The organism is Microbacterium sp. CH1 (assembly GCF_001595495.1).
Lineage (GTDB): Bacteria > Actinomycetota > Actinomycetes > Actinomycetales > Microbacteriaceae > Microbacterium.
On the sequence record NZ_LOSO01000011.1, the window covers coordinates 405618 to 428394 of the forward strand.

24 protein-coding genes and 4 tRNA genes are annotated in these 22777 nt (G+C 70.7%); 16 read left to right on the forward strand and 12 right to left on the reverse strand.

Annotated elements, in window-relative coordinates; all coding sequences use genetic code 11:
• The first annotated feature begins 19 nt into the window (after positions 1-19).
• From AUV07_RS05280 to AUV07_RS05290, 3 genes are read left to right on the forward strand one after another with little or no spacing between them, the layout of a single operon-like run.
• On the forward strand, positions 20-1651 hold the full coding sequence (locus tag AUV07_RS05280; protein WP_231868201.1) for an FAD-binding oxidoreductase: 1632 nt from the start codon (positions 20-22) through the stop codon (positions 1649-1651).
• Between the two features lies 1 nt (position 1652).
• Positions 1653-2567, forward strand: a complete 915-nt coding sequence (locus AUV07_RS05285; protein WP_062634425.1) for a YegS/Rv2252/BmrU family lipid kinase — start codon at positions 1653-1655, stop codon at positions 2565-2567.
• Positions 2557-4221 carry a GMC oxidoreductase gene (locus AUV07_RS05290; RefSeq protein ID WP_062634427.1) on the forward strand — a complete coding sequence of 555 codons (1665 nt, stop codon included), beginning with the start codon at positions 2557-2559 and terminating at the stop codon, positions 4219-4221. Before AUV07_RS05285 ends, AUV07_RS05290 begins: the two co-directional genes overlap by 11 nt.
• On the opposite strand, the gene AUV07_RS05295 is transcribed toward AUV07_RS05290, so the two are convergent.
• From AUV07_RS05295 to AUV07_RS05310, 4 genes are all read right to left on the reverse strand, one after another.
• Entirely contained in the window at positions 4222-6363 is a 2142-nt protein-coding gene (locus AUV07_RS05295) for a 3-hydroxyacyl-CoA dehydrogenase NAD-binding domain-containing protein (protein ID WP_062634429.1), read from the reverse strand.
• Positions 6360-7565 (reverse strand): thiolase family protein, encoded by a 1206-nt coding sequence (locus AUV07_RS05300; RefSeq protein WP_062634431.1) that lies wholly within the window; start codon positions 7563-7565, stop codon positions 6360-6362. The genes AUV07_RS05295 and AUV07_RS05300 overlap by 4 nt, the downstream gene beginning before the upstream one ends.
• A 73-nt stretch (positions 7566-7638) precedes the next feature.
• On the reverse strand, positions 7639-8832 hold the full coding sequence (locus AUV07_RS05305) for a ribonuclease D (protein WP_062634432.1): 1194 nt from the start codon (positions 8830-8832) through the stop codon (positions 7639-7641).
• Complete coding sequence (locus AUV07_RS05310; RefSeq protein WP_025103557.1) at positions 8825-9406, reverse strand: DUF3000 domain-containing protein; 582 nt, start codon at positions 9404-9406, stop codon at positions 8825-8827. The genes AUV07_RS05305 and AUV07_RS05310 overlap by 8 nt, the downstream gene beginning before the upstream one ends.
• Positions 9407-9431: 25 nt before the next feature.
• On the opposite strand from AUV07_RS05310, the gene AUV07_RS05315 reads away from it, so the two are divergent.
• Entirely contained in the window at positions 9432-10589 is a 1158-nt protein-coding gene (locus AUV07_RS05315) for an alpha/beta hydrolase family protein (protein ID WP_062634434.1), read from the forward strand.
• Here the strand turns inward: AUV07_RS05315 and AUV07_RS05320 are convergent.
• Positions 10573-11004 (reverse strand): SufE family protein, encoded by a 432-nt coding sequence (locus tag AUV07_RS05320; protein ID WP_025103555.1) that lies wholly within the window; start codon positions 11002-11004, stop codon positions 10573-10575. The two genes, AUV07_RS05315 and AUV07_RS05320, sit on opposite strands and share 17 nt — an antisense overlap.
• 18 nt (positions 11005-11022) lie before the next feature.
• On the reverse strand, positions 11023-11916 hold the full coding sequence (locus AUV07_RS05325) for a sulfurtransferase (RefSeq protein ID WP_025103554.1): 894 nt from the start codon (positions 11914-11916) through the stop codon (positions 11023-11025).
• A gap of 144 nt (positions 11917-12060) precedes the next feature.
• On the opposite strand from AUV07_RS05325, the gene zapE reads away from it, so the two are divergent.
• The 4 genes from zapE to AUV07_RS05345 all read left to right on the forward strand — a co-directional run bounded on the left by zapE (position 12061) and on the right by AUV07_RS05345 (position 15554).
• Positions 12061-13098: a cell division protein ZapE gene (zapE, locus tag AUV07_RS05330; RefSeq protein ID WP_062634437.1), complete on the forward strand. Its 1038-nt coding sequence runs from the start codon at positions 12061-12063 to the stop codon at positions 13096-13098.
• Positions 13099-13232: 134 nt separating this feature from the next.
• A complete protein-coding gene (locus tag AUV07_RS05335) occupies positions 13233-14471 on the forward strand; it encodes an ammonium transporter (protein WP_025103552.1) in 1239 nt (412 codons plus the stop codon).
• A 19-nt stretch (positions 14472-14490) separates the two neighbouring features.
• Entirely contained in the window at positions 14491-15084 is a 594-nt protein-coding gene (locus AUV07_RS05340; RefSeq protein WP_025103551.1) for a type II toxin-antitoxin system PemK/MazF family toxin, read from the forward strand.
• An 83-nt stretch (positions 15085-15167) separates the two neighbouring features.
• The gene (locus tag AUV07_RS05345; RefSeq protein ID WP_025103550.1) at positions 15168-15554 is read left to right on the forward strand and encodes an SPW repeat domain-containing protein; all 387 of its coding nucleotides are present in this window, start codon (positions 15168-15170) and stop codon (positions 15552-15554) included.
• A gap of 60 nt (positions 15555-15614) precedes the next feature.
• On the opposite strand, the gene AUV07_RS17520 is transcribed toward AUV07_RS05345, so the two are convergent.
• Positions 15615-15788: a hypothetical protein gene (locus AUV07_RS17520; protein WP_153244978.1), complete on the reverse strand. Its 174-nt coding sequence runs from the start codon at positions 15786-15788 to the stop codon at positions 15615-15617.
• A gap of 111 nt (positions 15789-15899) precedes the next feature.
• Positions 15900-16325 (reverse strand): GIY-YIG nuclease family protein, encoded by a 426-nt coding sequence (locus AUV07_RS05350; protein ID WP_062634439.1) that lies wholly within the window; start codon positions 16323-16325, stop codon positions 15900-15902.
• Positions 16326-16428: 103 nt separating this feature from the next.
• Here AUV07_RS05350 and AUV07_RS05355 point away from each other — a divergent pair, with 103 nt between their 5' ends.
• A complete protein-coding gene (locus AUV07_RS05355; protein ID WP_062634440.1) occupies positions 16429-17394 on the forward strand; it encodes a TIGR03885 family FMN-dependent LLM class oxidoreductase in 966 nt (321 codons plus the stop codon).
• An 84-nt stretch (positions 17395-17478) separates the two neighbouring features.
• Here AUV07_RS05355 and AUV07_RS05360 read toward each other — a convergent pair.
• Positions 17479-17551, reverse strand: a tRNA-Val gene (locus tag AUV07_RS05360).
• Positions 17552-17702: 151 nt separating this feature from the next.
• On the opposite strand from AUV07_RS05360, the gene AUV07_RS05365 reads away from it, so the two are divergent.
• The 5 genes from AUV07_RS05365 to AUV07_RS05385 all read left to right on the forward strand — a co-directional run bounded on the left by AUV07_RS05365 (position 17703) and on the right by AUV07_RS05385 (position 19029).
• Positions 17703-17775 (forward strand) — tRNA-Gly (locus tag AUV07_RS05365).
• A gap of 52 nt (positions 17776-17827) precedes the next feature.
• Positions 17828-17898, forward strand: a tRNA-Cys gene (locus AUV07_RS05370).
• 27 nt (positions 17899-17925) lie between these two features.
• Positions 17926-18000: transfer RNA gene (locus AUV07_RS05375), tRNA-Val, on the forward strand.
• Positions 18001-18206: 206 nt separating this feature from the next.
• Positions 18207-18527 (forward strand): hypothetical protein, encoded by a 321-nt coding sequence (locus AUV07_RS05380; RefSeq protein ID WP_025103546.1) that lies wholly within the window; start codon positions 18207-18209, stop codon positions 18525-18527.
• A 172-nt stretch (positions 18528-18699) separates the two neighbouring features.
• Positions 18700-19029, forward strand: a complete 330-nt coding sequence (locus AUV07_RS05385; RefSeq protein ID WP_062634442.1) for a DUF7882 family protein — start codon at positions 18700-18702, stop codon at positions 19027-19029.
• 75 nt (positions 19030-19104) lie between these two features.
• Here AUV07_RS05385 and AUV07_RS05390 read toward each other — a convergent pair whose 3' ends face one another.
• Positions 19105-19578: a DUF4383 domain-containing protein gene (locus AUV07_RS05390; protein ID WP_062634444.1), complete on the reverse strand. Its 474-nt coding sequence runs from the start codon at positions 19576-19578 to the stop codon at positions 19105-19107.
• 188 nt (positions 19579-19766) lie between these two features.
• Here AUV07_RS05390 and AUV07_RS05395 point away from each other — a divergent pair, with 188 nt between their 5' ends.
• Entirely contained in the window at positions 19767-20261 is a 495-nt protein-coding gene (locus AUV07_RS05395) for a DUF6098 family protein (RefSeq protein ID WP_231729437.1), read from the forward strand.
• Complete coding sequence (locus tag AUV07_RS05400) at positions 20258-21010, forward strand: MBL fold metallo-hydrolase (RefSeq protein ID WP_062634446.1); 753 nt, start codon at positions 20258-20260, stop codon at positions 21008-21010. Before AUV07_RS05395 ends, AUV07_RS05400 begins: the two co-directional genes overlap by 4 nt.
• A gap of 9 nt (positions 21011-21019) precedes the next feature.
• Here AUV07_RS05400 and AUV07_RS05405 read toward each other — a convergent pair whose 3' ends face one another.
• Positions 21020-22246 carry a Dyp-type peroxidase gene (locus tag AUV07_RS05405; RefSeq protein ID WP_062634448.1) on the reverse strand — a complete coding sequence of 409 codons (1227 nt, stop codon included), beginning with the start codon at positions 22244-22246 and terminating at the stop codon, positions 21020-21022.
• Positions 22246-22776, reverse strand: coding sequence for a copper chaperone PCu(A)C (locus AUV07_RS05410; RefSeq protein WP_062634450.1), 531 nt, complete (start codon positions 22774-22776; stop codon positions 22246-22248). The genes AUV07_RS05405 and AUV07_RS05410 overlap by 1 nt, the downstream gene beginning before the upstream one ends.
• Position 22777: the final 1 nt, after the last annotated feature.

The window sequence follows — 22777 nt, forward strand, 5'->3', positions numbered from 1 at the left end:
ATGTGTCACACTGTAACCCATGGAGCAGGCGAATGGCAGAGGGGCCGACAGGCCCGAGATGCGCTGGAACGGCTGGGGCGATCCGGACCGGGCGAAAGACCTCCCGCTCGCTGTCCGCGGCCTGCTGCCCCTGCTGCTGGGCCGCGTTCCCCGTCCGCCCCGTCCGCCGGGGCTGGATGACGTGCGGGTGCGGCCCTCGCGACTGACCGCGGATGATCGCGACGCGCTGGCGGCGGTGGTCGGCCCCGATGGGGTGGACGTCACGACGTCGGTGCGCCTCCGGCACGCCGGAGGACGCTCCACCCCCGACCTTCTGCGACGGCGGCATCCCGAGCAGGATGCGCCCGACGCCGTGGTGTTCCCTGCGGACCATGACGCCGTGCGCGCCTGCCTCGCTCTGGCGGGGGAGCGCGGGATCGCCGTCATCCCGTTCGGCGGAGGAACGAGCGTGGTCGGTGCGCTGGATCCGGAGACCGGCCGGCATCGTGCCGTCGTCAGCCTGGACCTGCGTCGACTCTCCGGGCTGCTCCACCTCGACCCGCTCAGTGGTCAGGCGACTCTCGCGGCGGGCACGACCGGACCGGAGGCCGAAGCGCTGCTCGGCGCCCAGGGGTTCGAGCTCGGGCACTTCCCGCAGAGCTTCCGGTACGCCACGATCGGCGGTTTCGCCGCCGCCCGATCCTCCGGACAGAACTCCGCGGGCAACGGGCGTTTCGACGCGATGGTGACGGGGATCCGGGTCGCGACGCCTACGGGGGACCTCGACCTCGGCCGCGCACCGGGATCGGCTGCCGGCCCCGACCTCGTCCGCCTCTTCCTGGGCTCCGAGGGGATCTTCGGCGTGATCACCGAGGTCCGGGTCCGGGTGCATCCGGTGCCGACGAACCGGATCTTCGAGTCGTGGACCTTCCCGGACTTCGACCGTGGCGCCGATGCGCTGCGGCGGGTGGTGCAGCAGGGTGCGGGTCCCACGGTGATCCGGCTCTCCGACGAAGCCGAGACCGCGGTGAGCCTCGCCCAGGTCGGCCGGATCGGGAAGGCCCTCGCGAAGGGGGCGAGCGTCGTGACGGTGTTCGAGGGCGACGACGCCGCCGGCCGCAGGGACCGGACCGCCGCGATCCTCGCTGCGGCAGGCGGCCGCAGTGCCGGCACCAACGACGCGGAGGAATGGGCCGCAGGACGCTTCGACGGTCCGTATCTGCGCGATGCTCTGCTCGATGCCGGAGTGTTCTGCGAGACGCTGGAGACCGCGACCACCTGGTCGAACCTGCGCACTCTGAAGGAGGCCGTCGAGGCGGCGCTGCGGGACGGCTTCGACGCGGCGGATGCCCGCTCGTACATCATGTGTCATGTCTCCCACGTGTATCCGACGGGCGCCTCCCTCTACTTCACGGTCCTCGCCGGGCTGCGACGGGACCCCCTCGGCGCGTGGGCGGCCGTGAAGGGGAGGGTGAACGACGCGATCCTCGCGAACGGCGGGACCATCAGCCACCATCACGCCGTGGGTCGCGATCACGCCCCGTGGCTCGCGGAGGAGATCGGGGACACCGGCATGCGGATCCTCACCGCCGTGAAGCGGGAGCTCGATCCCCGCGGCATCATGAACCCGGGCGCCGTCCTCGCCGATGTCCCGATCGGGACGACCGTCTGAGATGGGGCACATCGCGGTGCTGTCGAACCCGCTGTCCGGCAAGGGCCGCGGGCAGCGGGTCGCGGACGACGCGCTCGCTCACCTCCGACGGCGCGGGGCGGACGTGCGCGTGTACGCCGGGCGTTCGGCTGCCGACACGAGGCGGCTGGCCGCTGCGGCCCTGGACGCGGGGCCGGACGGACTCGTCGTCGTGGGCGGCGACGGCACCCTCTCGGGCATCCTCGAGGTCGTGTGTGCGGCGGGTGTCCCGGTGACGGTGGTTCCCGCCGGCACGGGGAACGATCTCGCGCGCGCGCTCGGGCTGCCTCGCGCGGACGTGGCGGAGGCGGTCGAGCTCGCGCTGACCGGCGTGCCCCGTGCCATCGACATCGGCGAGGTGCGGACGTCGACGGGCACCTCCCTCTTCCTCACCGTGGCGGCGCTGGGTTTCGATGCGCGCGTGAGCGACCGCACCAACCGCCTCCGCTGGCCCTCCGGTGCGCTGCGGTACTACCTCGCACTGCTGGTCGAGCTCGTCCGGCTGCGCCCGTTCGACTTCACGATCCGCGTCGATGACGGCCCGGAGACGGCGGCACCCGGCACGCTCGTCGCGGTCGGGAACACCGCGAGCTACGGCGGGGGGATGCCGGTGTGCATCGGCGCCGCCCCGGACGACGGCGCCCTCGACATCGTCGCCGTGGGTCCCCTCGGCCGCCTCCGCCTGGTGCGACTGTTCCCGCTCCTCCTGCGCGGGACGCACCTGGCGCGCCGGGAGGTGCGGCACGTCCGGGCCCGCACGGTCACCGTCGCCGCCCCGGGTCTCGTGGCCTACGCGGACGGCGAGCGTGTCGGTGCGGAGACCTGCACGATCTCGATCCGCGCGGGCGCACTGATCGTCATGACCCGGGCGGAGCGGAGGGACGCGCATGTTCGATGAGGACGTCGTCATCGTCGGTTCGGGCTTCGGCGGCTCCGTCGCGGCCCTCCGGCTCACGGAGAAGGACTACCGCGTCCGCGTGTTCGAGGCCGGGCGGCGATTCGCCGACGAGGACTTCGCGAAGACCAGCTGGGACGTGCGTCGTTACCTCTGGGCCCCGGCGCTCGGGTGCTTCGGGGTGCAGCGCATCCATCGGCTTCCGCACGTCATGATCCTCGCCGGTGCGGGCGTGGGCGGCGGGTCGCTCAACTACGCCAACACGCTGTACGAACCGGGCGCGGCGTTCTTCGCCGACCCGCAGTGGGCATCGATCCGGGACTGGCGCACCGCGCTCGCCCCGCACTATGCCACAGCCCGGCGCATGCTCGGCGTGGTGGACCGCTATCCGCACGACGGACCGGTCGAGCGGATCATGGCCGGAGCCGCGGAGGACCTCGGGGTGGGCGCGACGTTCCGCCGCGCACCCGTCGGCGTGTGGTTCGGGGAACCAGGGAAGCGGGTCGCCGATCCGTTCTTCGGCGGGGAGGGCCCCGAGCGCACGGGCTGCACGCTCTGTGGGAACTGCATGGTCGGCTGCCGCGTCGGCGCGAAGAACACCCTCGTGAAGAACTACCTCGCCCTGGCCGAGCGCCGCGGGGCGGTCATCGAGCCGCTGCGCACCGTCACCGAGGTGCGCGAGCTGCCGGACGGCGGCTTCTCCGTCACGACACGGCGGAGCGGTGCCTGGTTCCGGCGGCGTGAGCAGACCGTCACCGCGCGAGAGGTCGTGCTGGCGGCGGGGACCTGGGGCACCCAGCAGCTCCTCCATCGGATGAAGGCGTCGGGCGCGCTCCCGCGGATCTCCGACGCCGTGGGCCGGCTCACGCGGACGAACTCGGAGGCCTTGGACGGCGCCGTCGCCGTCCGGGTGCCGGAACGGGTGGAGCTGGCGCGGGGCGTGGCGATCACCACCTCTTTCCACGTGGACGACCGCACCCACGTCGAGAACGTCCGCTACGGTCCGGGATCCAACCTCATGGGCGCTCTCGCCACCGTGCTGGTCCCCGGCGATCGCGCCCTGCCGGGCCGCCTCGCCGCACTCGCGGGGCAGGTGCTGCGCCGACCCGTGCAGGCCCTCCGCCTCGCCTCCCTCCGACGCTGGAGCGAACGGGGGATCATCGCGCTCGTCATGCAGACCGCCGACAACTCGCTCACCCTGTCCCTGCGGCGTCGCCTCGGGCGGACGCGGCTCACGAGTGCCCAGGGGCATGGCGCGCCGAACCCCAGTCACCTGCCCGAGGCGCATCGCGCTGCCCGAGCCATCGCCGCGCGTCTGCAGCGCGAGGGCGGGGTGCCCGCGGCGGCGCGCGGCTCCTGGCCCGAGGTCTTCGGGATCCCGCTCACCGCGCACTTCCTCGGGGGAGCGGTGATCTCCGGTGCGCCGGAGGAGGGTGTCGTGGACGAGTATCAGCGCGTCTGGGGACACCCCGGGCTGCACGTCGTCGACGGCGCCGCTGTGCCGGCGAATCCGGGAGTGAATCCGTCCCTGACCATCACCGCCCTCGCGGAGCACGCGCTGTCGCACTGGCCGCGCCAGGGCGAGCCGGATACCCGTCCGGCGCCGCGGACGACACAGGGGGCCACGCCCACGGCGCGACCCCCTGCGGAGAGCTGATCAGCGGTTCTCGATACCGCGGATCTGCGGGGTGTGGAACGAGCCGCCGAACGCGCGCTCGGAGGCCCCCTCGCGGTCGAGGTACGGCGACGCCCCACCATCGATGAACGGCCAGCCGGCGCCGAGGATGAGGCACAGGTCGATGTCCTCGACCTCCGGAACCACGCCCTCGTCGAGCATCAGCTTGATCTCGGTCGCGAGTCCGTCCTGCACGCGCTGCAGGATCGTGGCCGCCGACGCCGGGCTCTTGCCGACAGCGGGCGCCAGGACCTTCTCGGCCTGCTTCGTCCAGCCGACCACACGGCCGCCCTTGTCCTTCTCGACGACCTGGTCGAGCTCGGCCAGGGCGTGGAAGTTCTCGTTCGCGTAGAACCGGTCGGGGAACGCGCGCACCATCGTGTCCTGCACGTGCGCGGCAACCTTCCAGCCGACGAGGTCGATGAGCTGGAAGGGGCCCATCGGCAGGCCGAGCGGTGCGAACGCCTTCTCGACGTCGGCGATGGGGGTGCCCTCGTAGACGGCGCGCGCTGCCTCGCCCATGACCTTCGCGAGCAGACGGTTCACCACGAAGCCCGGGGCGTCGGCGGTGAGGACCGCGTTCTTGCCGAGATTCTTGGCGACGACGAACGCCGTCGACAGGGCGGTGTCGGCGGTCGCCGGCGTCTTCACGATCTCGATCAGCGGCATGACCGCGACCGGATTGAAGAAGTGGAAGCCGACGAGCCGCTCCGGGTGGGCGAGTTTCGCGCCGATCTCCTCGACCGAGAGCGACGAGGTGTTCGTGGCGAGCACCGCGTCCTCCGCGACGATCTTCTCGATCTCGCCGAAGACCTGCTGCTTGACGCCGACCTCTTCGAAGACCGCCTCGATGACGAAGTCGCAGTCCGCGTAGAGGCTCTTGTCGGTCGTGCCGGTGACGAGACCGCGCAGCTTGTTCGCGGTGTCCGCGTCCACGCGGCCCTTCGCCTCCAGCTTGCCGATCTCCTCGTGGATGTAGGCGACGCCCTTGTCGACGCGCGCCTGGTCGAGGTCGGTGATCAGCACGGGTACCTGGAGCTTGCGCACGAACAGCAGCGCGAACTGGCTGGCCATGAGACCCGCACCGATGATGCCGACCTTGGTGACCTTCTTCGCGAGCTCCTTGTCAGGGGCGCCGACCGGACGCTTCGCGCGCTTCTGCACGAGGTCGAAGGCGTACATCGACGCGGCGAACTGATCGCCGGTCACCAGTTCCGCCAGGGCCTCGTCCTCCCGGGCGAAGCCTTCCGCCTTGGTGCCGCTCTTCGCCTTGTCGAGCAGCTCGAGAGCCGCGTACGGCGACTTCGGCACGGTGCCGATCTTGGACTCCAGCATGCCGCGCGCCATCTTGATGGCGATCGGCCACTTGGTGAGGCGCTCGATCTTGCCCGGCTCGTTCTTGCGCACGACCTTCGTGCCGCCGAGGACCGCGTCGGCCCAGGCGAGCGAGTTCTCGAGGTAGTTCGCCGCGGGGAAGATGGCGTCGAAGATGCCCAGGTCGAAGGCCTGCTGCGGCTTCAGCATGCGGTTCTGCTTGAGCGGGTTGGAGATGACCACCTCGAGGGCGTTCTCGATGCCGATGAGGTTCGGCAGGAGGTAGGCGCCGCCCCACCCGGGGATGATGCCGAGGAAGACCTCGGGCAGTGCCACGGCCGCGGCAGAGGCGTCGACCGTGCGGTACGTGGAGTTCAGGGCGATCTCCAGCCCGCCGCCGAGCGCCAGGCCGTTCACGAACGCGAACGACGGCACGCCGAGCTCGCTCAGCTTCCCGAGTACCTTGTGGCCGAGCTGGGCGATCAGCCGCGCGTTGTCACGCGAACCGACCTTGCTGATGTCCGAGAGGTCGGCGCCGGCGGCCATGATGTACTGCTTGCCGGTGATGCCGACCGCCTGGATCTCGCCGGCCGCCGCGCGGGCCGTGAGGCCGTCCAGCGTCGCGCCGAGTTCGGTGAGGGTGGCCGGACCCAGGGTGTTCGGACGGGTGTGGTCACGACCGTTGTCCAGCGTGATCAGGGCGAGGACCTTGCCCGATGCGAGGCGGATGTCGCGCACGGGGGAGTGCGTGACGACCTCTCCCTCGGTGAGCGCCTGGATGGGCGAGAAGTCGACGTCGTCGTAGCTCACTTCTTCTTCTTTCCGTCGTAGTGCGGGTTCTCCCAGATGACCGAGCCGCCCTGGCCGAGACCGACGCACATCGCCGTCAGGCCGTAGCGCACGTCGGGGCGCTCCGCGAACTGCGCCGCGAGCTGGATCATGAGCCGGACGCCGGAAGCGGCCAGCGGGTGGCCGACCGCGATCGCGCCGCCCCACGGATTCACCCGGGGGTCGTCGTCGTCGATGCCGAAGTGATCGAGGAGGGAGATGACCTGGATGGCGAACGCCTCGTTGAGCTCGAACAGACCGATGTCGGAGATGTCGAGGCCGGCCTTCTTGAGCGCCTTCTCGGTCGACGGGATCGGGCCGATGCCCATGATCTCCGGCTGCACGCCGGCGAAGGCGAACGAGACCATCCGCATCTTCGGCGCGAGGCCGAGCTCCTTGACGGCGCTGCCGCCGGCGAGCAGCGACATCGTCGCGCCGTCGGTGAGCGGCGAAGACGTTCCGGCGGTCACGCGGCCGTGCGGACGGAACGGCGTCTTGAGGCCGGCGAGGTCCTCCATCGTGGTCTGCGGACGGCGGCCCTCGTCCTCGGTGGCCAGGCCCCAGGCGCCGTCGGCGCCCTTGATCGCGACCGGCACGAGATCCGGCTGGATCTTGCCGGCGTCATAGGCGGCCTGCACCTTCTGCTGGCTGCGCATGCCGAAGCGGTCGGAGCGCTCCTTGGTGAGGTGCGGGAAGCGGTCGAAGATGCGCTCCGCGGTGACGCCCATGTTGAGGGCTCCGGGGTCGACCATCTTCTCCGCCACGAAACGCGGGTTGGGGTCGGCGTTCGCGCCGATCGGGTGGTGCCCCATGTGCTCGACACCGCCCGCCAGGGCGAGGTCGTACATGCCCACGCCGATCGAGGCGCCCATGGTCGTCACGCTCGTCATCGCGCCGGCGCACATGCGCTCCACCGCGAGTCCGGGGACGGTCTGGGGGAGTCCGGCGAGGATCGCCACCGACCGCCCGAGGGTGAGCCCCTGGTCGCCGGTCTGGCTCGTCGCGGCGATGGCGACATCGTCGATGCGGTCCGCCGGTACGGCCGCGTTGCGCTCCATCAGGCCGATGGTCGCCTTCACGGCGAGGTCATCCGCGCGGGTGTTCCAGTACATGCCCTTTTCGCCGGCGCGCCCGAAGGGGGTGCGCACTCCATCGACGAAGAAGACGTCCGAGATCTCGGCCACTCTGCCTCCAAGTTAGTGCGGTGGCCTCAGTCTATGAACGGCCGGAAACCGGGAGGAATCGGTTGGATCGAACCTACGAAGCGGTCGCGGACGTGGTGTCCGGCGATTGCGCCGCCTCTACAAAGGCGTCGGCGATCTTCTGTGCAGTCTGTTCAACCTGCCAGGGGCGGGCTCCGAGCGCGGAGAGCGCGGCGCCGATCTCTTCCGCCGTCGTCCCAGGGCCGTCCCACGCGATGCGGCGCAGGTACTCGGGCGTGAGGAGGTTCTCGGTGGGCATGCCCAGCTCCTCCGCGACGGCCTCGACGGCGGGACGGGCGGCCTTCAGGCGGGCGTCCGCCTCCGGGTTGCGGTCGCTCCAGGCACGGGGCGGCGGGAGCGCGTCGCTGGGCACACGCTCGCGCGGCAGCGTCTCGGCGGCACGGCCGTCGACGATCGCCTGCCACCAGCGGTCGAGCTGGGTGCGGCTCGCGCGCCCCTGGAACTCCTTGACTCCCGCGAGAGCCTGCTTGGAGGCGGGGTTGGCGAGGACCGCGGCGACGAGGGAGCGGTCGGGAACGAGGCGTCCGGGTGAGATGTCCTGCTGCTGCGCGTACATCTCGCGCGCCTCCCACAGGGCGCGGGCGACGGCGAGGTTGCGGGCGCCGCGCACCTGGTGGAGCCCGCTCAGCCGCCGCCAGGGGTCTTCGCGCGGTGCCTTCGGGGCGCGCGCCAGGGTGGCGGCGAACTCCTGCGCGGCGAACGCGGTCTTGCCTTGTTCCTCCAGCTCGGCGACGAGGGCGTCGCGGACGTCGACGAGGTGCAGCACGTCGAGCGCGGCATAGTCCAGCCAGGAGTCCGGCAGCGGACGGGTCGACCAGTCGGCCGCCGAGTGCTCCTTCTTCAGGGTGATGCCGAGCGTGTCCTCGACGACGGCGGCCAGACCCACCCGGTCGTGACCGAGCAGACGGGACGCGAGCTCGGTGTCGAAGATCTCCTTCGGCTCCAGGTGCAGCTCGCGCAGGGACGGGAGGTCCTGGCTGGCCGCGTGGAGCACCCACTCGACGTCGCCGATGGCCTCCTGCAGGGGAGCGAAGTCGCCGATCGCGGGCGGGTCGAACAGGAACACCCCGGCCCCGCGCCGGAACACCTGGACCAGATAGGCCCGCTGCGAGTAGCGGAAGCCGGACGCCCGCTCGACATCGACGGCGACCGGGCCGGTGCCTGCGGCGAGCGCAGCGCAGGCGGCACGGAACTCCTCGGTTTCGGAGATCACGGAGTATTCAGTCACGTACAGCCTTTCGCGCGCCGATCACGGCGATGCCCTCGGAACCCGGCGGAAGCCCCGCCAGCATTCCGACCAGCTCGGCCCATGCTTCGACGTGCGGTCGGAACGGGCCCTCCGGAGTCCAGGACGCCCGCAATTCTATCTGTGCGCCGTCGCCCTCGTCGGCGAGGCCCCCGAATCCCTTCGACAGCGTCTTCGTCGACGTGCCGGAGGGGGAATGGTAGATCGCGTCCCGGGAATCCAGCGCGTCCACGAGCCACGACCAGGTGACGTCGGCGAGCAGGGGATCGGTGCCGATCTCGGTCTCGAGTGGCGCCTGGGCGAAGATCACGATGCGCCAGGCGCCGCCCCAGGCATCCGGCTCGTCCGGATCGTGCAGCAGGATGAACCGTCCGGTCCCGTACACGGAGTCGCCGTCCTCGCCCGGGCGGACGTCGGCGGACAGGGCGATCGCGAAGGGGGCCAGATTCTGAGGCGTGGGGATCTCACGGACCGCGATGTCGTCGCGGAACGCGGTCGCGCGCAGTTCGGCGACGGCGGCGTCGAAGGGCGTCCCGGCCTCGGGGTGTGCGGTCACGGCAACAGGCTAGAGTCGGAAGGCGATGAAGAGTCTCAGGCACGCCGTTGCGATCGTTGTCCCCGCGCTCCTCGCCCTGGGCGCCGCCGTCGGGGTCCTCGTGATCGTGGTGGCGCGCCGGGTCGTCACCCCGTTGCGAAGCCGCATCCAGGACACCGAGATCCTCGCGATCGACACCGGCGCTCAGACGATCGAGCTCCGCCGCACGCTCGACACCGAGCTCCCGGGACGATACGGCCTGTTCACGACGGGCACCTACGGCTACGTCAAGCTCGGTGCCGTCCTCAGCGCCGACGGCACGACGGTGCGGCGCAAGCTCCTCACGAAGATCGAACCCGGCGCCAGGGTGGACCGAGGTGCGTCCTTCAGCGGCAGCTACTACACGTCGCCGAGCGAGCTGCACCTGCGCTGGGAGAACGTGCTCATCGGCTCTCCGGCCGGACCGTGCCCCGCATGGTTCTTCCCCGGGGACTCCTCGACCTGGGTCATCCAGGTGCACGGTCGGGGCACGACCAGGGCCGAATGCCTCCGTGCCGTGCCGGTGATGCACGCGGCGGGGCTGCCCACTCTCGTCGTGTCCTACCGCAACGACGGCGAGGCCCCGCGCACCAGAGCGGGCGCCTATGCCCTCGGGGCGTCGGAGTGGCGCGACGTGGACGCCGGGATCGCCTACGCGCTGCGTCACGGCGCCGAGCGGGTCGTGCTGATGGGCTGGTCCATGGGCGGGGCGGTGTCCCTGCAGGCTGCGGTCAACTCCGGCCATCGCGATCGCATCGCGGGCATCATCCTCGAGTCGCCGGTCGTGGACTGGCGCACCGTGCTGCGCTTCCAGGCGCGGGTCGCCCGAGTGCGCGAGCCCCTGCCCGCCCTCGCCATGGGGGCGCTGCAGCTGCCGCTCACGGCGAAGCTCAGCGGTGCGGACGAACCCATCCTGTTCGACCGCCTGGACATGGTCGCCCGTGCCGACGAACTGCACGCGCCGATCCTCATCCTGCACAGCGACGACGACGGCTTCGTTCCCGCGGACGCCTCGCACGCCCTGCAGGAGGCGCGGCCGGCCCTCGTCACCATGCCGCGCTTCACGGTCGCGAGGCACACCAAGCTCTGGAACTACGACGAGAAGGGCTGGACCACCGCGATCACGGAGTGGCTCGCGGCGCAGGGGCTCAGCGCTTCTGCCTGACCTGGTTCTTGGCGCGCATCAGCATGCCGGTCATGCCGCCGATCCGCAGCGGTGACACGGCCTTGGTGAGCCCGATCGACTGCGGGTAGTCCTCGGGGATCGCCAGCACCTCGTCCGCCGTCAGCCCGGTGAGCCCCTGCACGAGGATGCTCGCGAAGCCCCGGGTCGTCGGCGCCTCTTCCGGAGCCGTGGCGTGCATGGTCACGACGTCGTCGTGGACTTCGACGTAGATGTAGACCGGCGACTGGCACTCCGCGACGCGCTCGCACATCTCCGGATGCGCCGCCACCTCGTCGGAGACGGCGGGCAGCTCGTCCGCGTACTCCAGGAGCAGCAGCAGGCGGTCCGATTCCGGGGTCTCCAGGAATCCGTCGCGGATCTCGGCGAGGGTCTCGGGCAGGGCGGAGGCGTTCATCCCCGCCATTCTCCCACCTCAGACGGTGCCGGGCTCCGTGCCCGTGACGATCGGGACGCGCACCGCGCTGCCCCACTCGGTCCACGAGCCGTCGTAGTTGCGGACGTTCTCGAAGCCGAGGAGGTGCTTCAGCACGAACCACGTGTGGCTCGAGCGCTCCCCGATGCGGCAGTAGGCCACGACGTCGTCGCCGTCCTGCAGCCCGGCGCCGTCGCGGTAGATGGCGTCGAGTTCCGCACGGCTCTTGAAGCCGCCGTCCTCGGCGACCGCCTTCGCCCACGGCACGCTCTGCGCGGTGGGGATGTGGCCGGCCCGCAGCGTCCCCTCCTCCGGGTAGGCGGGAGCCGTGGTCCGCTCTCCGCTGTACTCCTCCGGCGAGCGCACGTCGATGAGCGGGTTGCCGAGATGGGCGAGCACGTCCTCCTTGTATGCGCGGATGGCCGTGTCGTCCCGCTCCACCACCGGGTACTCCGTGGCGGGGCGGTTCGTCGCCTCGCGGGTGAGCTCGCGGCCCTCCGCGATCCACCGGTCACGACCGCCGTCGAGGAGGCGCACGTCCTCGTGGCCGAAGAGGGAGAACACCCACAGCGCGTACGCCGCCCACCAGTTGTTCTTGTCGCCGTAGATCACGACCGTGTCGTCCCGGGCGATGCCCTTGCGGCTCAGCAGCTCGGCGAAGCCCTCGCCGTCGACGTAGTCCCGCACCACCGGGTCGTTCAGCTCGGTGTGCCAGTCCACCTTCACCGCTCCGGGGATGTGGCCTGTCTCGTAGAGGAGGACGTCCTCGTCCGACTCGACGACCACGAGGCCGGGCTCTCCCAGGTGGGCGGCGAGCCACTCGGTCGTCACCAGGCGGCCGGGCTCGGCGTACTCGGCGAACTTGGGGGAGGAGGAGTCGAACTCGATGGCCATGGGGTCTCCGTAGCGGTGAGCGGGCGAGCGGGCGGTGCGGACGGCGTAGTGTGGATCCGTCCCTTCGACGATAGATCCTCCGCGCGCCCCCGGGACCCGATCCGTAAGACTTCGACACAGGCCGTTGCCTGATTCAGGACCGTGATGACCGACCCGACCACCCGCACCGGAACCGTCCACCTCACCGAGCGCACGCCGACGGTCAGCGGACCCGAGATGCTCGCGAGCCTCGTGCCGCCGCCGCAGTTCGACGACGCCACGTTCGACAGCTATCGGGCGGACCCCGCCTACCCGTCCCAGGAGGAGGCGAAGCAGACGCTGCTCCGCTTCGCCGGACGTGGCGCTCCCGTCAAGCGCGGCGGTCTGTTCAGCCGGGCCAAGAAGGAGCCGGAGCTCAAGCCCGGCGTCTACCTCGACGGCGGCTTCGGCGTGGGCAAGACCCATCTGCTCGCCTCGATCTACCACGCGATGCCGGCCCGACGGAAGTACTTCGGCTCGTTCATCGAGTACACCGCCCTGGTGGGTGCCCTCGGATACAAGAACACCGTCGACCTCCTCAAGGGCGCCGACCTGCTCTGCATCGACGAGTTCGAGCTCGACGACCCGGGAGACACCATGGTCATGACGCGCCTGCTGGGCGAGCTCGTGCCCACCGGCACCCGGCTCGCGGCCACGTCCAACACGCCGCCGAACGCGCTCGGCGAGGGGCGCTTCGCCGCGCAGGACTTCCTGCGCGAGATCCACGCGATGTCGGACAGCTTCCAGACCCTGCGCATCGACGGCGTCGACTTCCGGCAGCGCGCGATCGACGGTCACGCCGTGGCGCTGGACGATGCCGCCTACGGCGCCGCCGTGGACGCCGCCGCGGCGGACGGCGCAGTCTCGGACGACGCGTTCGACGACCTCATCCGGCACCTGGCGCAGGTGCACCCCTCGCGCTACATCCGGCTCATCGATGGCCTGCACCGTGTGGGGCTGCGGGGCGTGCGCCAGCTCACCGACCAGTCCGAGGCCCTGCGGTTCGTCGCCTTCGTCGACCGCGTCTACGACGCCCAGATCCCGATCCTCGCGACGGGCCTCGGGCTCGACGCCGTGTTCTCCGACGAGATGCTCGCCGGCGGCTACCGCAAGAAGTACCTGCGCGCCATCTCCCGGCTCAACGCGCTCACGCATTCTGCGTAAGCCCGCAGTCCCGCGTAACGCGATGTTCACACCCGGAGCCGGGCTGTAACCGCGGGGAAACAAACCTCACGCATGGGCGAAATCGCCCGTGGTCACACTGAAGCTCTCAACTACTTCGGATGTGAGGTTTTCCTATGGATGCTCCCGGCAACATCTCGTGGGCGATCACCGCGACGGCACTGGTGCTGCTCATGACGCCCGGCGTCGCGTTCTTCTACGGCGGTCTCGTCAAGGCGAAGAGCGTCGTCAGCATGATGATGATGAGCTTCGGCTCGATCGGACTCGTCGCCGTGCTGTGGATTCTCTTCGGCTTCTCGATGAGCGCCGTGGACAGCCCGACGGCCTTCGCGGGCAACCCCTTCGCGGACATCGGCCTGTCCAGCCTCGCCTCGGGTGAGGGGTCGAACGTCGCCCTCCTCAGCGTCGCGTATGGCGCGACCTTCGCGATCATCACCGTCGCCCTCATCTCCGGGGCGATCGCCGATCGGGCGAAGTTCGGCAGCTGGCTGATCTTCGCGGGCGTCTTCGCCACGGTCGGCTACTTCCCGGTCGCCGCCTGGGTCTGGGGCGGTGGCTGGATCATGAACCTCGGCACCACCCTGTTCGGCGAGGACAGCGGCATCGGCGTGATCGACTACGCCGGCGGCACCGCGGTGCACATCAACGCGGGCGCCGCGGCGCTGGCCCTCGCCCTGGTGCTGGGCAAGCGCATCGGCTTCCAGAAGGGCATCCTCAAGCCGCACAACGTGCCGCTGACGCTGCTGGGCGCCGCCCTGCTGTGGTTCGGCTGGTTCGGCTTCAACGCGGGTGCGGAGTGGCTGGCCGAGGACATGGGCGGCGTCGGCCTCATCGGCCTGAACACCCTGGGCGCGACGGCGGCCGCGATCCTCGGCTGGATCCTCATCGAGCGCATCAAGGACGGCAAGCCCACGTCCGTCGGAGCCGCCTCCGGTGCGGTGGCGGGCCTCGTGGCGATCACCCCGGCGTGCGCCAACCTCACCCCCGGGTGGTCCCTCCTGCTCGGCGCGGTCGCCGGCATCGTCTGCGCCCTCGCGGTGGAGCTGAAGTTCCGCCTCGGGTTCGACGACTCGCTCGACGTGGTCGGCATCCACCTCGTCGGCGGTCTCATCGGCACCGTGTACCTCGGCTTCTTCGCCACCGGCACCGGCCTCTTCGTCGGCGGCGACGCCCGTCAGCTCGCCGTCCAGGTGATCGCCGCCGCCGGCGTGCTGATCTACTCCTTCGTGGTCGCCTGGGTGATCGGCTTCGTGATCCAGAAGACGATCGGGTTCCGCATCACGAACGAGGACGAGATCGCCGGTGTCGACCAGGTCGTCCACGGCGAGGAGGGCTACGCTCTCGCGAACGCGTGACGACGGTTAGGGTGACCGTGTGGGCACGACCAGCAACGGCATCCTGAAGACACTCGCGGATCTCCTGCGCCGAGCAGTGGGCTCCCCCCGGGCGTCGCGGACCTCTCCCGGTCCGCGGCGCCCGGACGCGCGTCTGCGGACGGCCGAGGAGCGCGAGCGGCGGTCGGCATCGGATGCCGGCGTCGAGCCGGGACGCGCCCGCGGGACCGAGACCGTGCGGCTCGATGCCGGGCGCATGCCGGCCGTCCGCGTGTCCTACGCGCCGCAGCGGGACGGGGCCCCGGATGCGGGCGAGGTCGTCTGGACCTGGGTGCCGTACGAGGAGAACGACGGCCGAGGAAAGGACCGACCGGTGCTGGTGATCGGGCGGCAGTCCTCCGAACGGGTGTACGCGGTGCGGATGACCAGCCGGCCGCACGACGGCGACCGCGACTACCTCTCGATCGGGAGCGGGGAGTGGGACGGGCAGGGCCGCGAGTCCTGGGTCGACATCGAACAGCTCTACAGCGTCCACGAGCGTGGTCTCCGCCGGGAGGCAGCGGCCCTGGACCGTACCCGGTACGCCCGGGTCGCTGCGGCGCTCCAGCGGCGATACGGGTGGGCGCAGAGCTGAGGCGGATGCCGCGTTCCCATCCGATGGGGGCAGGGCTCCGAACCTTCCTGTGAGTCGCCGCCGGCGGCACCCAAGGAGGAATCATGCGTTTCATCCCGACCAAGGTCCATGGAGTTCTCGATTACGTCGTCGGAATCGCTCTGATCGCCGCGCCCTGGCTCTTCGGCTTCGCCGGCATGGGCGGAGCCCCCGTCGTCATCCCGATCGTCCTCGGCGTCGGCCTCATCGTCTACAGCCTCTTCACGAAGTACGAGTGGGGTCCGTTCGGTCTGATCCCCATGCCCGTGCACCTCGTCTTCGACATCGTCGCGAGCCTCTTCCTCGCCCTGTCGCCGTGGCTGTTCGGCTTCGCGGGCGAGGCGCTGAACGTCTGGCTCCCGCACGTCGTCGTCGGTGCCGCCGTCATCGTCGTCGTGCTGTTCTCCCAGCCGCAGCCGCAGAGCACCCGCGGACGCGCCGCGACTGCCTGACGCCGGACACGACGAGGGGCGACCGGATGCCGATCCGGTCGCCCCTCGTCGTCGCGAGGACTACTCCTCGTCGTCGGCCTCGGCCTGATGCTCCTGTTGCTGCTCGGTGTCGACCTGGGCGGGAGGCAGATCCTGCAGGAACTGGCGGTCGCTGTTCGGGTCGCCGCTCCCGTCGCCGGCGAGCGGATCCTGCGCGCTGACGTCGTCGGCGGGGATGTTCTCTCGTCCGTTCATGTCCGGTCCTCTCACGCGGGGCGCCGGGTGCGCCCGTTCATCGGCGAGTCTGCCTGCCGTCCGCGAAGGACGGGATCCCCTGGTGCGATCCGGCGCGTGGTGATAGGCGGCTCAGCCCCGGAGAGCGGCGCTGAGCCAGCGGGCGTACTGGTGCCAGGGGTCGCCGTCCTGCTGCAAGCGGGCGATGTGAGCGCCGATCTCGGGCGTCAGGGTGAACCATTCGCCGCCTTCGCGCGCGGAGGCGAACTCGCGGTGACGCTGCTGTTCGCGCACCCGGTCGCCCCGTTCGAAGGCGAGGAGCTCGTCATGACGGATGCTCGCGAGTCTGCGCCGTGGCTGCCTGCTCGTGCCGATCTTCACCCTGCGGTCGTACCGGAGGTAGTACACGACGTCGATCCGCGGGAACGGCAGGTCGGGGTCGGGGGAGTCCCCGTAGCGCCAGCCGCAGAGCGCGCAGTGCCAGGCATCGTCCGTCCGCAGCCCGGTGAGACCGCCGCAGAGCGGGCAGGGTCCGGGGAGAAGGCGGGGTTTCGGCACCGGTGCAGCCTACGTCCGCCCTCGGACATCGGCCGTACCTGCCAGTACCCGGCGCTTCTGTCAACCACTGCCGTGGGGCGTCGTCGCTTGCCAGACTCGGCCTATGGTCTTCATCGGATTCCACGCCTCCCATGAGCAGATCCCGCCCGGCGCCTTGCTCGACGCGGTCGTCAGCGCGGAGTGGGCCGGCTTCGACGGGGCGATGTGCTCCGATCACCTGGCCCCGTGGCTGCCCGAGCAGGGGGAGTCGGGATTCGCGTTCAGCTGGATCGCCGCGGCGCTGGTCCGCACCCGCTTCCCGATCGGCATGGTCAACGCGCCGGGACAGCGATACCACCCGGCGATCGTCGCTCAGGCCTTCGGGACGCTGGAGGAGATGTTCCCCGGACGGTTCTGGGCCGCGCTCGGCAGCGGGGAAGCCATGAACGAGCACGTGACCGGCGACGTCTGGCCCGCCAAGGACGTCCGGAACGCGCGGTTGCGCGAGAGCGTGGACGTGATCCGCCGGCTGCTGGCCGGAGAGGAGGTCGACCATGACGGTCTCGTGCGCGTGCACCGCGCGCGGATCTGGACCCGACCGGCGCAGCCGCCACCCCTCTTCGCCACCGCCGTCAGCCCGGAGACCGCGGAGTGGGCGGCCGGGTGGGCGGACGGGCTCGCGACCGTCGCCCAGGAGCCGTCCGCGCTCCGGAGGGTGGTCGAGGCCTACCGCTCGGCCGGGGGACAGGGGCAGTGCATCCTGCAGACCCACGTGAGCTGGGGCGCCGACGACGCCGAGGCGTACGCGACCGCGAAGGAGCAGTGGCGGCAGGGGGTCGTCACCCCGCCGCTCGCATGGAACATCGAGCAGCCGGAGGACTTCGACGCGGCGGTGGGCGAGGTCGACGAGACGGGGCTGCGCAAGGCGGTCCTCGTCGATCATGATGCCCGTTCCCTCGCGGGACGACTGGCGGAGCTCGTCGGTGTCGGCTTCGACCGGATCTACCTGCACCACGTGGGCCGCGAGCAGACCGGGTTCCTGAAGGCGGCCGCCTCCGAGATCCTGCCCGCCCTGAGGGAGCGCACGTGAGGATCCCGCCTCGGGACGGCGGGATCCTCTGACCGGTGGAAACGCCGAAGGCCCCGGATGATCGGGGCCTTCGGAGGGATTCTGTGGGCGATACCGGACTCGAACCGATGACCTCTTCCGTGTGAAGGAAGCGCGCTACCAACTGCGCCAATCGCCCATACCCGCGGGGTACGTCAACCGATACTACCCGACCCGCGGGCGCCTCGATGACCAGTCGGGGAGACACGCGCGAGATTCGCCACGGGTTTGGCGGAGCGCGGATCATCGGCTAATGTTTCATAAGTGCCCGGGACAACCGGGAACGAAATGCGGATGTAGCGCAGTTGGTAGCGCACAACCTTGCCAAGGTTGGGGTCGCGAGTTCGAGTCTCGTCATCCGCTCGAGTGCAGTAGATCTTCTCGAAGATCGGCGGCACGTGGGGTCAATCCACACGGTGGCGTGGCCGAGCGGCTAGGCACCGGCCTGCAAAGCCGTTTACACGGGTTCGAATCCCGTCGCCACCTCACGGGAAAACTGAATAGCCCCAACGGGCGCGATTGGCGCAGCGGTAGCGCGCTTCCCTGACACGGAAGAGGTCACTGGTTCGATCCCAGTATCGCGCACCACCTGAAACCCCCGGTTCTGCCGGGGGTTTTTTCTTGCCCGCGGGGCATCCTCCCCTCTCGCGGCGTCGCAGATCCGCGCGAGGTCGCAGCCTCACGGCGGAGCCCTGCGACCTCGGTGCGAATCTGCGTGTCTGCGCCCTCGGGATCGAGTTCGAAGATGTGTTCGAATATCGGTATCCTGGAAGAGGCCGGAGGAAGGAGCCGGTGTGGGGAACTCGGGTCGCGCGCTCTCCGCGTACAACGACATGCGGTCGCAGCATCAGGCCATCGAGGCCGCCGCACGCCGCGGCCCCCTGCAGTCCCTGTCCGATCGCGAGCTCGCCTTGCGCGAGTCCGCCGTCACCGTCTATCCGCACGCGCTCCAGCGGCGGGTGCGGGCGTGGGTGCGGTTCGGCCCGGAGGCGATCCGCGTGGAGGCCAAGGTCGTCCGCTCCACTCCGCTCGCGGCGGGCATAGAGTTCCGTGCCGGCGAGCGCACCTACCGCTGCTGGGTCTGGGGGAATGCCGTGCAGCCGGCGGAGGGGTGACCGGGGAATGGACACCGCTCGCACGAACTGTTCGTTTCCTGTCCGCACAACGGTGTCTTCGTCTTCCCGGGTGCGGTGCCGGTGACAGGGTGGACGGACATCACCACCGGCGATCGACGATCGCACCTCCGTGGGACGAGACCTCGTGGCGATCATCTCAGGAAGGGCGGACATGGGCAGATTCATCTACGACGGAAGCACCAAGGTCGAGGTCGAGGACCGCGCGCTGCGGCATCTGCAGCTGGTGATGACCGCGAAGCTGCGGCGGGGCGAGCCCTTCCCGTACACCTGGAAGGAGGACGCCAGCGTCGGGGGCGGACGGATCACCGTCTGGCTCCACGCCGGGAGTTCTATGGTGTTCAAGTACGTCGGCAGCCGCCAGCCGGAGATCAACCGCGCCTGGGTCGACGCGCTGGCGTACACGGCGAACTCGCCCGGTGGTCTGTATCTGGTGCCGGAGCCCGCCGGGAGCGCCGTCACCGGCAACCTGGACCTGTCGTAGGGCACGGGACGGCGACAGCAGGGACGCCCCCTCCGCGAGGCGAGGAGGAGGCGTCCCGACGTGGTGCACCGAGCGTCAGACGCGCGCGGTGCCTACGCCGTTCCGCGGGACGCGCGGCTCTCGACTGACGAAGATGCCCAGCAGCACCATGCCGATCGCAAGACCGAGGTGGAGCCAGTTGTCGGCGTTGTTCACCGGCAGGAAGTTCAGCTGCTCGTTGCCGACCGCGATGAGGCCGTACAGCCAGACGACGAGGTACGCGAGCCCGCCGATGATGAGGTAGAGGCGGGAGGCGCGCGGCGAGGCGGCGAGCGCGATGCCCGCGACGGCGAACAGCAGGTGCACGACGTTGTGCAGGACCGAGACCTGAAAGAGGCCGAGGAGCAGGGCCTCCGACGCTGCTCCGGCTCCGTGCAGGTGTTCGGCCGAGTGGGTCAGGCCGGGGATGAAGCCGGCGATGCCGACGACGAGGAAGACGATGCCGACGATCAGCGCCGTCTTCTGGATCGGTGTCTCGGCGTAGCGGGTGGTGCGGGTGGTGTCGCTCATGATCCCCTCCAAGGTGGGTGCGGTTGCCCGAAGGTAGAACCCCTGGGTGCGGGCTGAGAGGGCATTGACGCGGCGGAAGCGGCGCGCTAATTTCTCGCGCGTCCGCGAGCGCTCCGGCGATGATGCGCTCGAAGCCCGGATTGTCAATCCCCCTCGGCGTCGTCACGGCCGCTTCTTACGCTCAGCCCATGACCGACGCCGCTCTCGACCGCACCTGCGGCACCTCGACCGATCGCGACGCTGCGACCGGGCTGCGACGCATCGACCACCTGGCGCAGCTGGCCGCGGTCGTCCGCGCATGCCCCGGTCTGCATGTCCGCTACTCCGAGGGACCGGACGCGGATGCCCGCCGCTCCAGCGTCGACACCGAGAGCGGACTGGAGCTCCCCGGGCTCTCCGTCAATCCTCTCGACGCCGAGCGGTGGTGGACGCGTCCCCTGGAGGACTGGCTGGCGCGCCAACTCTGCCAGTACCGGCACCTCGCCGAGCAGGATCCGCAGCGCATCGCCTGGGTCCTCCGGGGCGAGCACTGCGGCCGCGGCCCGGACTGCGAGCCGCTGCTGACGGACGTGGAGCCGATCGCCGTGATCGGCGCACACGTGCTGCTCGAGGCCAGGGAGCGGTACGAGCGCAACTTCGATGCGGGGCGCGGGCCCGCCGACGACGAGGAGGACCGGGGATGAGCAGAGGGCGGCGGTGGACGGAGGTCGTTCCCGGCTTCTTCGGCATCAGCGTGGCGGACGTCAACTGCTACCTCGTGCAGACCGCGGACGGGCTGACGCTGTTCGATGCGGGACTGCCGCGCAGCCGGGGCGTGCTGCGCGACCTGCTCAGCCACCTCGGGGCGACGGAGTCCGACATCGATGCGGTCGTCCTGACGCACGGGCACTTCGACCACGTCGGTGTCGCGTGCCGGCTGCACGAGGAGGGGGTCTCCGTGTTCGTCCACCCTCGCGACGCACAGCTGGCCCGTCACCCGTACAGCTACCGTCCGGCCTCACCGCGCGTCCCCTACGTGCTCACCCATCCGCGGGGGATCCCGACGATCACCCGGATGGCACTCGCCGGAGCCCTGAACGTCCGCGGCGTCGAGGCGCAGCCGCGCGTGAGGCACGAGCATCCGATCGACGCCCCTGGGACCCCGATCGCGCTGTGGACTCCCGGGCACACGGAAGGGCACTGCGCATACCTGTTCGAGGAGTCCGGGGTGCTCATCGCCGGCGACGCCCTCGTGACGCTCGACCCGTACACCGGCGAAACGGGGCCTCAGATCGTCGCCAGGGCGGCCACGGCCGACACCACGGAGGCGATGGAGTCGCTGGACACCCTGGCGCGCACGAGCGCGCGGGTCGTCCTGACGGGCCACGGAGAGCCCCTCCTGGACGGTGTGGGGCCCGCGGTCGCCGCCGCCCGGCGACGCGGACCCCACTGACCCCGCACCTCAGTCGAGCAGCGTCTCCCCGATGTAGCCGCCCTCCGCGCACCCCGGGGGCACCGCGAACACGGCGGATCCGATCGGGACCGTCCACTCGTTGAGCAGGTCGAGCTCGTCGAGCCGTTGCTGCATCGGGACGAACTGCCGCGCGACGTCGGCCTGGAACGCGGCGAAGAGCAGCCCGGATTCGGAGACGCCGCCTCCGGCCGGGCGCTCGTCGTAGTTGTACGCCCGTCGGAAGATGCGCTCCGTCCCGTCCCCGCGTGCGCGCCGGATGTGCGCGAACGCCGGGATGACGGGGAACCCGATGGCCGTCGTCGCGTCGAAGTCCGGCTCGTCGAACTCCGACGTCCCCGTGAGCGGCGCACCGTCGCGGAGCGTCCGCCCCACCGAGGCCTCGCGGCCTCCGCGATCCAGGCGGTCCCAGGCGTCGAGGTCCATGCGGATGCGGCGGAGGACCATGCCCGTGCCGCCGGCCAGCCAGCCGTCCTCACTCCAGACCACCCGGTCGAAGTCGTCGGTCCCCGGCTGCGGGTTGCTCGTGCCGTCGACCTGGCCGAAGAGGTTGCGCATGGTCGTACCCGGTCGCTCGGTGCCGTGTGCCCGGCGGAAGCCCTGCTGGATCCATCGCACGGTCGCGAAGCCGCGCGCGTCCTTCAGGAGCATGCGCTGAGCGTGCGCGACGGTCAGAGGGTCGTCGGCGGCGAGCTGGAGGAGCAGGTCCCCATTCGAGAACTCCGGCTGCAGGCGGTCCACGCGGAAGGCGGGCAGCGGAGCGAGCCAGGACGGACTGCTGCCGCCGGCCCGTGCCACGAGAGCCGGGCCGAAGCCGAACGTGACGGTCAACCGGGCCGGGGCGAGTGCGAGCTCCGGCTCCGAGTCCGCGAGCGCCGATCGTCCCTGGGTGAGCCGCGCCGCGTCGTCCGTGAGGATACGCAGGAGCCGGCGGAGTCCGTCGCGGTCGACCTCCGGCCGGAGGTCGAGCGCCACGAACGAGCCGTGCGCCTGGGCAGGGGTGTCGATCCCGGCCTGATGGACACCGTGGAACGGGACCGTGAGGGAGCCGTTGAGCGGTGAGGGGGCCGCGGGAGCCTCCGTGTCCGCTCGCGTGAGGGCGAGGTCGGCCCCGACCGCGACGGCGGCGCCGACACCGGCGACAGCCCCTCCGAGGAGGAACTGCCGCCGGGTCGAGCCGGTGCGGCCGGTGCGCGCGCCCGAGACGCGCGCGGACATCAGTGGTCCATGCCCTCGTGGTCGTCGGCACCGTCGTAGTTCTCGTTCGCGCCGGAGTAGTCCTTCACCGGCGCGGCGAACTCGAACGTGGAGTCGTCCGACAGGGTGACGGTGAAAGCGACCTCGTCACCGGCTTCCAGAGGCTCGGAGAGGTCCATCATCATGATGTGATTCCCCCCGGGCTCGAGGGCGAGGCTGCCGCCGGCGGGGACGACGAAACCCCCGGCGATCTCCCGCATGATCATCTCCCCGGCCTCGTTCTCCACGGTCTCGTGCAGCTCGATCATCGGCGAGGCGGCGGAGGCGACCGATGTCACCGTCACGTCCTCCTCGCCCTCGTTGACGAGCACGCCGAAAGCCGCGGACATGCCGTCGTCGGCGGCCTTGACCCAGGCGTCGTCGATCCGGAGATCGTCACCGGCGGGGGCGCTGGTCGGGGTCTCGGCTGTGGGCGCGGTGCACCCGGTGAGCGCGACGAGCGAGAGGACGATCGCCGCGCCGAGGCGGGGGAGGGAAGTGCGAATGTTCACG